Source organism: Haloarcula halobia, from assembly GCF_029338255.1.
Taxonomy (GTDB): Archaea; Halobacteriota; Halobacteria; order Halobacteriales; family Haloarculaceae; genus Haloarcula; species Haloarcula halobia.
In genome coordinates, this window is the sequence record NZ_CP119787.1 from 1,660,831 (window position 1) to 1,673,709 (window position 12,879).

Consider the following 12,879-nt stretch of genomic DNA (forward strand, 5'->3'; position numbering starts at 1 on the left):
GGGTATCGCGTGGGCAACTGTTTTTGCCCCCTGGGAGGTACCGACAGCCATGGCCGACACAGACGACGGAGACGCGGTCGAGTGCCCACTCTGCGGGCAGCCCTTCGACCCGACCGCCGCCGGGGGCTGGTGTACGAACCCCGACTGCGGTGAGTGGCAGTACGAGGGCGCGGCGGGCGACGGCGACGAGGCGAGTGAGGACGCCGCGCCGGCCGCCGACTCCGAGACCGGACCGACAGACGAACTGGGTACGGAGGCCGCCGACGCCGATTCCGCCGACGCCGACCCGGAGGCCGGACCCGCCGAGCCAGACCCGGCCTCCGGCGAGGCGAGCTGGGAAGACGTCGACCCCGCGCCCGAGGGAACAGCTTCGGCGCCCGAGGACGAAGACGACGAGTCCGACGTGGACGCCGCCGACGATCACGGGGACGAGACCCCGGCGACCGACGACGCGGACGCGTCGGAACCGGCCGGTGCCGAGTCCGCGTCGACGTCGGCGGAGACGGGCCCCTCGGACACGGACGACACTGGGGCGGACACCGACGCGGTCACGGCCGACACGCCCGCGACCATCGAGTGTCCCGACTGCGGGACCGAACTCGACGCGGACGCGAACTTCTGTATCGAGTGCGGTGCCGACGTCCAGGCCGTCGAACCCGGTGGGGACGACCTCACAAAGTGTCCGTCCTGTGGCACCGACCTCGAGGGCGACGAGCACTTCTGTGCGAACTGCGGCGAGGACCTCGAGGCCCACCGGGGCGGGTCCGGGGACGCCGAGGCGGACGTCGACGCCGTCGACGCACTCGCCGCGCAGTCGGCGGACGAGACGGCGGCCGTCCCGGACTCGCTCGTCCTCTCGGTGGCCGGTACCGACATCACCGTCGCGGACGGTGACAGGGTGGGCCGGGCGGTCCGGGCGGCGCTCGCCGACGCCGGCCGCCCCGAGGACGAGGCGGTCCGCATCCACCGCGAACACGTCCGGTTCGTCCGCGAGGCCGACGGGTTCTACCTCGTCGACCTGGGCGAGAACCCGACGACGCTCAACGGTCGCTCCCTGCGGAAGGGCGACCGGGAACCCGTCGGGCCCGGCGACGAGCTGGAGCTGTCCGGCGTGGCGACCATCACCATCGAGGCGCCGTGACCGGGATTTCACCCACACTTAAGCGCCCGCTGTAGAAACCACTGACCAATGTGGGGCGGCTCCCTGTCCGCTGAACTCCGCGACTCCGTCCGCCTGGTCGGCGCCGAGCGATGGTTCTTCGCCGGCGGCGTCCTGGGTACTGTCGTCTACGGCGGCTGGGTCCTCGGGACCGGAACGCTCGCCGACGCCGTCGCCCCGTCGCTCGCCGGGTCGACCCTGTTCTCGGTGGGGTCGGCCCCCGTCGATGCGCTGGCGGTGCTGGCGGCCGTCGGCTGGGTAGTCGTCCCGGCGCTCGTCGCGGCGGCGCTGCTCGACCGCGCGCTGAAGAACACGCGAGGGAATCTCGCGTCGCGCTACCGGTTCGACCACCCGAGCGCGCTGGTCGCGCCGTCCGGTCTCGTCGTGTTCGCGGTGGTGGCCGTCGGCGCCACGGCGGGGCCGTCCCCGCTGCTGGCCGCCGCCGGCGCCGTCGCCGCCGCGCACCTGTTCGTCAGGACGCTCGCCTACGGCTACCGGGTCTACACGTTCTCGGTGCCGCCGCTTCTCTCCCTGCTCTCGGTCCTCGCTGCGGCCAGTCTCGCCGTCGCGTGGCTGGTCCACGCGCCGGCGCTGGGAACGTTCACCGGGTCACTCGGGGACCGACTCGCCGCCACGGGCGTCGCGTCCGTCGCCGAGACGGTGGTCGCAGCCAGCGGCGTCGACGCCGGCACCGCTCGCTCGGCCGCCGTGATGGGACCCGCGGTGCTCGCGGCGGCCTACCTGGTGCCCCAGTCCGCCGTCGGCCTGGTCGTCGCGCTGCGCGCGCCGCTCGAGAATCCGCGACCGCGGCCGGGTCAGCGCTACCCGAGTGCGGGCCGTCGTACAGCGGCGCCATCGGCTGACGCCGGTGGCCCGGGCCGGGACGACGGGGCGGCCGAGACGGACGCGGACCCGGACGAATCCGCTCCGGCGGGAGCCGACACGGCCGACGATACCGACGACGCGCCGGCTGACTCCGACGAGTCCGGCGGGACCCGCGTGTTCACGCCGGACGAGCCGCTTCCGGAGGAGACGGCGGCGGCCGACGAGCCGACGCCCGACGGCACGACCGCAGACGAGTGGTTCGCCGACACCGCGGTGTACACCGACGACGCCGCGGGCGAGGGAACGTCCGACCGGTGCCCAGCGTGTCACGCGGACGTACCGGCCGATGGGTCGGCACGGTTCTGTCCGAACTGCGGCGAGCGCCTCGACTAGACGTCGAAGACGACGTAGGCGCGCCAGCCGTCGGCTCGGTCCTCCAGGGCCATCTCGGAGTAGGTCACCGCCTTCACCTCGCGGGCCTCGACGGCCGGCAGCGGGACGCCGCGTGCGCTCCCCTCGAGGTGCCACTCGTCGCCGTCGGCGCGCACCGTCGCCTCGTTGTCGACGGGGAGCACCGAGCGCACGTCGCGTTCGTAGATGAGCTGATCGAGGTAATCGAAGAGGAGCGCCTCGCCGGACTCCGCGGTGACCGTCACCGAGAAGCGCTCGCCCGCCGGGGGAACCTCCTCACACATCGCGGCCGCGAGGCCGTCGGCCACGGCGGCAAAGGTGGCACCGAGGCTCTCGCCGGTGGCTTCGACGGCCACGTCCGCGGTGTGCTCGCGGAGGTCGAACGGCATGGGAGACTCCTCGGCGACTACCGTCCGTCAGTACTGGACGTCGACGGTGTGGTGTTCGGGCCCCGAGTCGCTCACCGGGGCCGTCACCGTCAGGACGCCGTCCTCGTACACCGCCGAGATGTTCCCCTCCTCGATGGCCTTCGGCAGGCCGATGCTCCGGTGGACCACGCCGCTCCGGCCGGTCGCGTCGGCCTCGACGGCCTCGACGTGGAGGCGGCTGTCGTGCCATCGGACCTCGATATCGGCGGGGTCGTGGTCCGGCAGGTCGAACAGTACGACGTACGCATCGTCTTCGCGGTACAGCTCCACGCCTTTCCGGGGATGATGTGTCGTCACGTGTGTCACCTCGGGTGGCAGTTCGCCGGCCACGCTAATAACTTGTGTGCGCGCTTTTCACTGGTTGGAAACCGGGATGTCTCCCAGTTCGACTGTGTAGCCCGTCGAATCCGTCCCGCCGTCGGACGTGGCGGTGACGACGGTCACCGAGACACTGGCCGGGCGCTCGCCGGACGGGAGCATCCACGACCCGGTGACCTGGCCGGTCTCGCCGGGTTCGAGGTCCCCGGTCGTGCCCGTCCCCGCCACGGTCGCGCCGTTGTGGGCCGTGGCCGCACCGACCTGTACCTCGGCCGGCCGCTCCCCGTCGTTCGTGACGTTCAACGTCAGGAGGAACTGCCAGCCGTCGTCGGTGGTGAGCACGGACGCCCGCGAGATGTGGGCGGTGGGTTCGGCCTGTGTCAGCACCTCGTCGCCGGCGTGGGCCCCGGTCACCTCCGGGGTGGGCGTCTTGGCGCTCGCCGTCGCCGCGTCGCCGCCGTCACCGCCGGCGACGTAGTGGCTGAGCATCCCGCCGAAGGTGGCGACCTCGATGAGTATCGGGAGGCCGATGCCGATGACTATCAGGACTCGTATCAGCGTCGTCTGGTCGGGGCCGGAGACGTCGTCGAACATTGGTGAGCAGATGGGGGAAAACTGGTCGGGTCAGACCGGAATCGGCGGACTACCGGGCGCTGTGATGCCGTCGGCGAGCATGGCCGCGAGCGGCGGGCCGTAGGCGATGACGATGAGGACGAGCGCGATGGCCGTCCACAGTTTGTAGTTGTCGAGGATGCGCGGGCTGTGTTCCGGGCCGGACAGCGGGTCCGGGAACACGCTGTTGACGCGCAGGCGCCCGCCGCGGTGGGCGATCCAGGTCTCGGCCATCACGACGAGGAACAGCGCCGCGCCGACGAACAGGAGCGTCCCGCCGATGGCGATCTGCAGGCGCATCTCCCCGACCGTGCCAGCGACCCCCTCGAAGGAGAACTCGCTGTAGGTCGGCTCTGCGGTCCGGCGCGGGATGCCGGCCAGGCCAGCCCGGTGCATCGCGTTGGACATCAGCGCCATGCCGATGAACCAGATGTAGGGCTGGATGGCCGCAAGCCCCCGCCGCTGGAGCTTCTTGCCCGTGATCTGGGGCACCAGCCAGTAGCTGATGGCCATCGCCGTCAGCGCGAAGGCCGTGCCGACGGTGAGGTGGAAGTGGCCGGGCACCCACAGCGTGTTGTGGATGAGGTAGTTGATGTTCATCCCGGCGTTGATCATCCCGGAGAACCCGCCGGCGGCGAACATCAGGCCGGCCAGCGCACAGCCGGCGAAGGCCGGCTCGCCCCACGGCAGGTTGCGGAGCCAGCTGAAGTAGCCCTTCCCGCCGTTCTGTCGGGCCCCGTGTTCAAGCGAGGCGACGACGGTGAAGGCGGTCAAAAGCGAGGGCAACAGCAGGAACATCGTGTTCGTCATGGCGATGAACTTGAAGCCCTCGGGGATGCCGGGGTCGACGTACTGGTGGTGGAAGCCGACCGGGGTCGACAGCAGCAGGAACAGCACGAAGACCACGCGAGCCAGCGGGTCGCTGAACAGCCGGCCGCCGGCCAGCTTCGGCAGGATGGTGTACCACACGAGGTACGCCGGCATCAGCCAGAAGTACACGACCGGGTGACCGAAGTACCAGAACAGCGTCCGGGTCAGCAGCGGGTCGACGTTGCTGATGAGACCCAGCGACCACGGGATGAGAAAGACGACAACCTCGACGGCGACGCCGATGGTCGAGATGTACCACATCAGCATGGTCGTGATGACCATGAACGTCTTCAGCGGGATGCGCTCGCCGGCGTTCTCGGAACGCCAGTTCCACAGCGACTTGAAGTAGGCGTAGCCGGCGATCCACGAGCCGACGATGATGAGCGCGGCACCCAGGTAGAACGCCGGGTGGGCTTTCATCGGCGCGTAGAACGTGAACAGGACGTCGGCCTTCAGCGAGTGGCCGAGGATGGACGGCGCCCCGAAGAGGCCGCCCAGGATGGCCACGGCGGCCAGCACGGTGCCGACCAGCATCAGCCAGAAGGCACCCCACGCGGCCCGCTGGGGGAGCACGCGCTCGAGACTGTTGCTCACCGCCCACCCGAACAGGCCGGCGATGAAGAACGTCGTGAACACCAGCGCCAGCAGGACGCCGTGCCCGGTCAGGATGGTGTAGTAGTCCGCGGAACTGAATATCCGGAACGTACCGGTGCGGTGCAGCGCCTGGACGATGCCAAAGACGGCACCGAGCGCCAGGGCGATAAACGAGACGATGAACTGACTGCGGATGAGTTTCGAAGTCTTGGGGTACTCGTCGACGAAGACCATCAGTTGCTCACCTCCTGTGGTTCGTACTGGTCCTTCGGGACCACTTCGACGGACCCGCCCATCGTGTGGTGGGCGGCCCCGCAGTACTCGTGACATACCAGCCCGTAGGTCCCCGTCTCGTCGAAGACGGCGGTGACCTCGGCGACCTGTCCGGGGATGACCATCGTGTTGATGTTGGTCTCCGTGATGGAGAAGCCGTGGACCACGTCCGCGCTGGTGACCTTGAACGTCACGCGCGTGTCCGCGGGCACCCGGATGGGGGTGTCACCGCTGCCGGGCCGGAACTGGAACTGCTGGGCGACGACGTAGACGACGACCTGATCCTCGCTCGCCTGGACCACGCCGGGGTCGTCGAACTGTGTCCCGGTGTTGCCGTTCTGGACCGCCTGTGCACTGATCTGCCCTCCGGAGTCGTCGACCATCGAGATGCCGGCACCGACGGTGCCATAGGAGATGGTTGCTATGAAGCCGACGATGAGGAGTATCGCTGCGCCGAGCCAGACTTTCTCGAAGTTGTGAACCTGCATGTTATCACCCGATCACCGACACGCGGCCGAGGAACTCGACGAAGTACATGAACGCCCACAGGAGCGCGATGAGGACGAAGTAGAAGGCGACCAGTGCCGCCGTCCCCTTGGGGTCGTACTCGTCGTGTGGCAGCTCCACCGCCGGTTCGGTCTCTGCCGCTTCTTCGACCGGAACCGGCCCGGTCGCACGTTCCAGGTCGTCGTCGGTCCCCATCTGGGGCGGCCGTTCCCGGTAGCGGCGCCGCATCACCGCCGCGAACAGCAGCGGCGAGAAGAACGCCAGCAGGACGGACCCGCTCAGGAGCCACTGGGGCCCGGAGAGTTCGATGCTCCCGCGGCCACCGCCGCCACCTTCGCCGCCGCCCCCGCCCCCCTCGAGGGGGCCGCCGACGACGACGGCGCCTTTCATGCCCAGCGACTCGTGGGGGACACAGACGTACTGGTAGACGCCCATCTCCTCGAAGGTGTAGGAGTAGGTGGTCCCCGATTCCGCGACGGGGGACCCCGAATCGAGGGGTCCGTCGCCGTCCGAGACGACGTTGTGGCCACCCCCCTCGCCGGTCCACGTCCAGACGACTTCGGTGCCCGGCGAGACTCTGACCGCCGGCGGGTCGAAGGCGAACGCGCCGTTGTTCCCCTGGGCACCGACCGATATCTCGACGGTGTCCTGGCCGGTCCTGTCGACGGTGGTCCCGTCGAAGTTCGAGACGTCGTCGAAGAAGCCGCCGTAGTCGGGGTTGGCGGGCGGTCCCTGGGGCTGGCTACTGCCGCCACCGCCCGACCCGCCGGGACGGACGACGACGGCGCCTTTCATCCCGAGTGCCTCGTGGGGGACACAGACGTACTTGAAGATCCCCTCGGATTCGAAGGTGTAGGAGTAGGTGGTCCCCGACTCCGCGACGGGGGACCCCGAATCGAGGGGCCCGTCCCCGTCCGAGACGACGTTGTGACCGCCGCCCTTGCCGTTCCACGTCCAGACGACTTCCGTGCCCGGATTGACCATCACGGCCGGGGGGTCGAACGCGAAGTTACCGTTGTTCCCCTGGGCCCCGACGGTGATCTCGACGGTGTCCTGTCCGCGTTTGTCGACGGTTCCATCGAAGTTCGAGACGTCGTCGAACCAGCCACCGTAGTCGGGTTCTTCCTGTGCCGATGCTAGTCCTGCCGCACCGAGCGCGGTCGCGCCGGCCGCGCCTTGCATGAATTGTCTCCTTCTTAGTGACATCCACATCCCTCCACTGCAGGAGGCCGATCCGTCACTGTCGTCGCTCCAACGGTCTGTCGGCCCATATCCACCCGAACCAACGTCATCGACTAAAAAGCACCCAGTGTTTTCAGCGGATAGGAACGCCCCATCCATTTTTATAGACGGTCCGCCCAAGCGTTGTCCATGTCGATGTCGAACCCACGTATCGTGACGCTGCTTGCACTCGCCGGGCTGGCCCCGGTCGCCTACTATCTGCAGGGGACAGGCCGGACCATCGTCGCGCTCGCGCTCGTCAACGTCGTTCTCATCGCCGCGAGTCTCTACTGGATGACGGCGAAGGGCGCGTCGGAGGGTGCCCCGGCCTGAGATGGGCCCCGGGCTCCCGGTGGGGACAGGCGAGACAGCGGGCCTACTGGCCTTTGCCGGCCTCGGCCTCGTCGGCAGCGTCCACTGTCTCGGGATGTGCGGGCCGCTGGTCACCACCTACGCCGACAGACTCGACGACGGCGGCCCGGTCTCGACGCACGAGATCCGACAGCAGGCGCTTTTCAACGTCGGCCGCACGCTGAGTTACACCGCCGTCGGCGCGCTGCTCGGGGCGCTCGGGGCCGTCCTCTACGACATCGCCGGCCTCGCACAGATCGGTACTGCCGTACGCGGCGCCGTCGGTGTGCTCGTCGGCACGTTCATCGTCGCCGTCGGTCTCGGGTACCTGACCCGCGGGAGCGCCGTGGACCTGGCCGCCTCGGTCCCGGTCGTGGGGACCGGATTTCAGCGGGTCTCGGCGGCGCTCGTGGCGAGGATCGACGCCTGGGTCGACGGTCCGGGGATGGTGGCACTGGGGGCGATGCACGGCCTGCTCCCGTGTCCGCTGCTGTACCCGGCGTTCCTGTACGCCTTCGCGACGGGGTCTGTGGTGACCGGCGCCCTCTCGCTCGCGGCGCTGGGCCTGGGGACCATCCCGCTCGTGTTCGCCTACGGGACGGCCTTCGGGACGCTCTCGCCGACCCGCCGTTCGACACTCCACCGGGTGCTGGGCGCCGTCTTCGTCGTGCTCGCGCTCGTGCCCCTCGCGAACGGCCTGGCGGCCTTCGGCGTCTCGATCCCCAAGCCGCCGCTGCCGATGCCCTGGATGTGACGACCGATGGCCGACTGTACGCTCTGTGGCCTGCCGGTCGACGCCGCGGTCAGCGACGACGACGTCGAGGGGACCTTCTGCTGCCGGGGCTGTCTGGAGGTCGCACGGACCCTCGACGACCCGGCGACGGCGTCCGTCGCGGACGCCGACACCGGCACCGACCCCGACGACGCCGCGGGCGAGACGGCGTACCTCGCCGTCGACGGGATGCACTGTGCGACCTGCGAGACGTTCCTGGAGGCCCGCGCGACAGACCACGAGGGCGTGACCGGCGCAGCGGCCAGTTACCCGACGGGGACGATGAAAGTCACCTACGACCCCGCCGTCCTCGACAGCGAGGGGCTCCCGGACGTCGTCGCCGGCACCGGCTACGACGCCAGTCACCGCCACGACGAGGACGACGACGAGTACGAACTGGAGGGGCGTCTCATCGTCGGCGGTTTCTTCGGGATGATGACGATGCTCTGGTACGTCCTCTTTCTCTACCCGGCGTACCTGGGCGTCGACGGGTCGCTCCTGTTGCTGGACCCGGCCGGTCCGGCGGGCGACTACCTCCTGTGGAACATGGCCGTGATGACCGCCGTGGTCGTCGGCTACACCGGGTGGCCCCTGCTCCGGGGCGCCTACGTCAGTCTGCGGGCCGGCCGGCCGAACATGGACCTGCTGGTCGCGATGGCGGCGACGACGGCCTTCGGGTACAGCGTCCTCGCCGTGCTGCTGGGTCACACCGAGGTGTACTTCGACGTGGCGACGGTCATCGTCATGGCCGTCTCACTGGGCGATTACTACCAGGACCGGGTCCGGCGGGGCGCGCTCGAACGGTTGACCGAGTTCACGACCCAGCGGGCCGACACGGCCACCCGCCGGACGGACGGCGGGACGGAGACGGTCGACGTATCCGACCTCCGCCCCGGCGACGAAGTGGTCGTCCGGAGCGGCGACCGGATTCCGGTCGACGGCACCGTCGTCTCCGGCGACGGCGCGGCCGACGAGTCGCTCGTGACTGGGGAGTCCCGGACGGTCCGCAAGACGGCGGGCGACGAGGTGCTCGGCGGGTCGCTGCTGACTGAGGGCGGCGTCGTCGTCAGCGTCGGCCCCGACGCCGAGAGCACCATCGACCGCCTCACGACGCTGCTGTGGGACGTCCAGAGCGGCCGCGGGGGCGTCCAGCGGTTGGTCGACCGCATCGCCGCCGTGTTCGTCCCGCTGGTGGTCGTCCTCGCCGTCGTCGCCACGGGCGCCCACCTCCTGTTCGGCGCGGGGCCGACCGACGCACTGCTGACCGGCCTCGCGGTGCTGGTCGTCTCCTGTCCCTGCGCACTGGGGCTGGCGACGCCGCTCGCGACGGCCGCCGGCATCCGCCGGGCCTTCGACGCCGGCGTCGTCGTCACCGGCGAGTCGGTCTTCGAGACGGCCACCGACCTGGACGTCGTCGCCTTCGACAAGACGGGGACGCTGACGACCGGCGAGATGGAGCTGCTAGAGCGCGCCGACGAGCCGGTGATGCGCCGGGCGGCTGCCGTCGAGCAGTTCGCCGACCACCCGCTGGCCGCGGCCGTGACAGACGCCGTCGCCGTCCCCGACGCCGCCGTCGAGGCGTTCGAGAGTCACCCCGGCCGCGGCGTCAGCGCCGCCGTCGACGGCGAGCGGACGGTCGTCGGCACCGTCGACCTCGTGAAGTCGCTGGAACTGGCCGTCGACGACGACCTGCGAGACCGGTACGACCGTGCGCGCGAGGCGGGGCACGTCCCGGCGCTGGTGGCCTGGGGCGGCCGGGCCCGCGGCCTCGTCGTCGCCGGCGACCGGCCACGGGACGACTGGGAGACGACGGTCGACGCGCTGGCACGCGACCACGAGGTGGTCGTCGTCTCGGGCGACAGTCCCGACGCGACCGCCGCATTCGAATCGCATCCGGGCGTCGACGAGGTGTTCGCCGGGGTCCCGCCGGAGGCAAAGACCGAAGTCGTCCAGCGCCTCCAGTCCCGCGGGACGGTAGCGATGGTCGGCGACGGGAGCAACGACGCGCCGGCGCTGGGCACCGCCGACATCGGCGTCGCGATGGCCTCGGGTACCCAGCTGGCGGCCGACGCCGCGGACGCCGTCGTGACCACCGACGACCTGGCGGCCGTCCCCGAACTGCTGGACGTGACCGCGGCGACGCGGTCGCGGGTCCGCCAGAACCTCGCGTGGGCCTTCTGCTACAACGCCGTCGCGCTCCCGCTCGCGCTCCTCGGACTGCTGAACCCGCTGTTCGCGGCGGTGGCGATGACCGCGAGCAGTCTGCTCGTCGTCGGCAACTCCACGCGCTCGCTGGCCGGGCAGCCGTCGTCGGCAGGGCGGGAGTCGACCCCGGGTCCTGCTCGCCCGGTCCCGGAGAGCGACTGAGGCGACGGCCGGACACCGTCTGCCGGCAGGTCCTCGAGAACGCCACGGAGCACAACACCGGACCGGGCCCACAGGTGTGGGTGACCGTCGAGACGGGCGAGGACAGCGTCACCATCACCGTGGCGGACGACGGCCCCGGCATCGAGGAAAACGAACTCAGCATCATCGAAGAGGGGACCGAGACGCCGCTGCGACACGGCAGCGGGTTCGCGCTCGCGCTCATCGCCTGGGGGACCGACATCGCCGGCGGGTCGGTCAGTTTCGAGGCCAACGAGTCGACTGGGACGGTGGTCACCATCGACGCCCCGACGCTATCGGGGCCGGACCCGGCGACGGCGGCGTCGGCCGACGACGGCTGACGGGCCGCCTACTCCGTCCAGCGCGCGTCCGAGAGCGTCCGCTGGACGGCTTCCTCGCCGACGGCGTACGCGAGCGTCTCGAAGCCCGAGCGCTCGACCGGGTCCGAGGCGTTCGCGACCAGTCGGGAGACGATGAACTCCGGCGTCGACTTCCCGACGGTGCCAAAGCGGGGCTGGTAGTCGACCTGGAGCTCGAGGTCGGTGCTTAGGCCCTCGGCGAAGATGCCGTCGACGCGGGCGACGTCGGGCAACGGTTCGAGGTCCTCGGCCAGGTGGGTGACGAACACGCCCAGCGCGTCCCGGTCGACGGTCAGGGTCACCAGGCCGTGCAGCAGGTTCGCCGCCGACCCCGGTTCCGTGATAGCCTCGAACTCGTCGACCAGCATCAGGGTGCGGTCGCTGTCGGTCAGCGGCGGGACGACCGACCGCAGCGTGGACTCGAGAACGCCGGCGTTGAACGATGCGTGACGGCGGTGGAAGACGACGGTGTCGACGACCCCCACCTCGGCGGCCGTCGCGGGGACCGGGAGGCCCATCTGGGCGAGCAACTGGACCTGACAGAGCGTCTCCAGCAGCGTGGTCTTCCCGCCGGAGTTCGCCCCGGTCAGCACCGCGACCCGGTCGCCGGTCGGCGGGGCGTTCGCGCTCTCGACCGCAAGGTCGTGGTCGCCGACGGCGTAGGTCACCGGCTGGACGTCCTCGACGTCTGCGAGCGCGAGGTTGCGGGCCTCCCGGACCGCGATGGTCGAGCGGTCGTCGACGAACGTCGGGCGCACCAGGTCGAACGCCAGCGCGAACCGGGCCAGCGAGACCGAGAGCGCGATGTCCCCGACCGCCTCGACGGCGGCGTCGACGTCCTCGCGAGCGGCCGCGAGGTTCTCCTCCAGCCGGTCGGCCACCTCCGCCTCGCGGGCGTCCAGGTCACTGCGGAGCGCACTCCGCAGGTCGCGCAGGGCCGTCGCCACGAAGTCGCGGGCGTCCGTCGCCTCCCCGGGCATCGCGTCGCGGACGCTGGCCGCCTCCAGGCCCGTCTCGGCGACGACGTGGCGCACCAGCGCGTCCTGGAACTCGGCGGGCCGGCGGGCCTCCTCCTGGACGGCCTCGACGACGCTCGCCGACCCCGCCGCGAGGTCCTCGACCTGCCCCAGCTGCTCGCGGAGGCGGTCGAGTTCGTCGTCGGCCCCCTCGCCGACCCGGTCACCGCCGCCCGCGAGGCCGGCGAGTGCCGCCCGGGCGTCGGCGAGTGCGTCGCCGTCAACCTCGGCGAGCGGTTCGAAGACCCCCGCCTCGACGCCGGTCTCGCGCAGCCCCAGCGCCGTCTCGACGGCGGAAAGCTCGCCGCCCTCGGCGTCGTAGCCCTCGAAGGCGGCGATGATGGCCTCCCGATCGGCGTCCGGGAGGGCCGCCCAGGTGTCCCTGGCTTCGAGCACGTCGTCGAGCCGGCGCTCCATCTCCTCGCGCGTGGGAAGCGGTGTCAGCACGCGGATCCGGTCGGCGGCGTCCGCCGTGACGGCGTACTCCTCCGCGAGGTCCAGCAGTTCCTTGTAGACGTCGCGGGTGTCCCGGGTTGCGAGCAGATCCATCGACTCCGCCCCGGTGGCCCGCCGCAGAATCCGGGTCGCCCGCCCGCGCGAGAGTCCCGCTGCCGTCAGGGTCCGCGTGTCCGCCGACTCGATCGCCTCGATGGCCCGCTCGACGCCCAGTGCCTCACTCAGCAGGTCGGACGTCTTCGGCCCGATGCCCCAGTACTCCTCCAGTCGCATGGGCGTGGCGACGGGCGGGCCGCGTTTAGTCGTTTATGAACGACGCCTG

13 protein-coding genes are annotated in these 12,879 nt (G+C 70.7%); 6 read left to right on the forward strand and 7 right to left on the reverse strand.

What is annotated here, in order from left to right; genetic code table 11:
- Window positions 1-49: 49 nt before the first annotated feature.
- Window positions 50-1,141: a zinc-ribbon domain-containing protein gene (locus P1K88_RS08840; RefSeq protein WP_276414087.1), complete on the forward strand. Its 1,092-nt coding sequence runs from the start codon at window positions 50-52 to the stop codon at window positions 1,139-1,141.
- Between the two features lie 48 nt (window positions 1,142-1,189).
- Window positions 1,190-2,377 (forward strand): zinc ribbon domain-containing protein, encoded by a 1,188-nt coding sequence (locus P1K88_RS08845; protein WP_276414088.1) that lies wholly within the window; start codon window positions 1,190-1,192, stop codon window positions 2,375-2,377.
- On the opposite strand, the gene P1K88_RS08850 is transcribed toward P1K88_RS08845, so the two are convergent.
- The 6 genes from P1K88_RS08850 to P1K88_RS08875 are packed head-to-tail and all read right to left on the reverse strand — an operon-like array spanning window position 2,374 to window position 7,203.
- On the reverse strand, window positions 2,374-2,784 hold the full coding sequence (locus P1K88_RS08850; RefSeq protein WP_276414089.1) for an archease: 411 nt from the start codon (window positions 2,782-2,784) through the stop codon (window positions 2,374-2,376). The two genes, P1K88_RS08845 and P1K88_RS08850, sit on opposite strands and share 4 nt — an antisense overlap.
- A 27-nt stretch (window positions 2,785-2,811) precedes the next feature.
- Window positions 2,812-3,129, reverse strand: coding sequence for an Hsp20/alpha crystallin family protein (locus P1K88_RS08855; protein ID WP_276414090.1), 318 nt, complete (start codon window positions 3,127-3,129; stop codon window positions 2,812-2,814).
- A gap of 48 nt (window positions 3,130-3,177) precedes the next feature.
- The gene (locus P1K88_RS08860) at window positions 3,178-3,735 is read right to left on the reverse strand and encodes a hypothetical protein (RefSeq protein ID WP_276414091.1); all 558 of its coding nucleotides are present in this window, start codon (window positions 3,733-3,735) and stop codon (window positions 3,178-3,180) included.
- A 30-nt stretch (window positions 3,736-3,765) separates the two neighbouring features.
- The gene (locus tag P1K88_RS08865) at window positions 3,766-5,451 is read right to left on the reverse strand and encodes a b(o/a)3-type cytochrome-c oxidase subunit 1 (RefSeq protein ID WP_276414092.1); all 1,686 of its coding nucleotides are present in this window, start codon (window positions 5,449-5,451) and stop codon (window positions 3,766-3,768) included.
- Complete coding sequence (locus tag P1K88_RS08870; protein ID WP_276414093.1) at window positions 5,451-5,978, reverse strand: cupredoxin domain-containing protein; 528 nt, start codon at window positions 5,976-5,978, stop codon at window positions 5,451-5,453. The genes P1K88_RS08865 and P1K88_RS08870 overlap by 1 nt, the downstream gene beginning before the upstream one ends.
- A 4-nt stretch (window positions 5,979-5,982) precedes the next feature.
- Window positions 5,983-7,203 (reverse strand): halocyanin domain-containing protein, encoded by a 1,221-nt coding sequence (locus tag P1K88_RS08875; RefSeq protein WP_336407603.1) that lies wholly within the window; start codon window positions 7,201-7,203, stop codon window positions 5,983-5,985.
- Between the two features lie 165 nt (window positions 7,204-7,368).
- Here P1K88_RS08875 and P1K88_RS08880 point away from each other — a divergent pair, with 165 nt between their 5' ends.
- The 4 genes from P1K88_RS08880 to P1K88_RS08895 are packed head-to-tail and all read left to right on the forward strand — an operon-like array spanning window position 7,369 to window position 11,067.
- The gene (locus P1K88_RS08880) at window positions 7,369-7,551 is read left to right on the forward strand and encodes a DUF8131 family protein (RefSeq protein WP_276277025.1); all 183 of its coding nucleotides are present in this window, start codon (window positions 7,369-7,371) and stop codon (window positions 7,549-7,551) included.
- Between the two features lies 1 nt (window position 7,552).
- Window positions 7,553-8,323: a sulfite exporter TauE/SafE family protein gene (locus P1K88_RS08885; protein WP_276414095.1), complete on the forward strand. Its 771-nt coding sequence runs from the start codon at window positions 7,553-7,555 to the stop codon at window positions 8,321-8,323.
- A 6-nt stretch (window positions 8,324-8,329) separates the two neighbouring features.
- Complete coding sequence (locus tag P1K88_RS08890) at window positions 8,330-10,708, forward strand: heavy metal translocating P-type ATPase (RefSeq protein ID WP_276414096.1); 2,379 nt, start codon at window positions 8,330-8,332, stop codon at window positions 10,706-10,708.
- On the forward strand, window positions 10,705-11,067 hold the full coding sequence (locus P1K88_RS08895) for a sensor histidine kinase (RefSeq protein ID WP_276414134.1): 363 nt from the start codon (window positions 10,705-10,707) through the stop codon (window positions 11,065-11,067). The genes P1K88_RS08890 and P1K88_RS08895 overlap by 4 nt, the downstream gene beginning before the upstream one ends.
- Window positions 11,068-11,075: 8 nt before the next feature.
- Here P1K88_RS08895 and P1K88_RS08900 read toward each other — a convergent pair whose 3' ends face one another.
- A complete protein-coding gene (locus P1K88_RS08900) occupies window positions 11,076-12,830 on the reverse strand; it encodes a MutS-related protein (protein WP_276414097.1) in 1,755 nt (584 codons plus the stop codon).
- Between the last annotated feature and the right edge of the window lie 49 nt (window positions 12,831-12,879).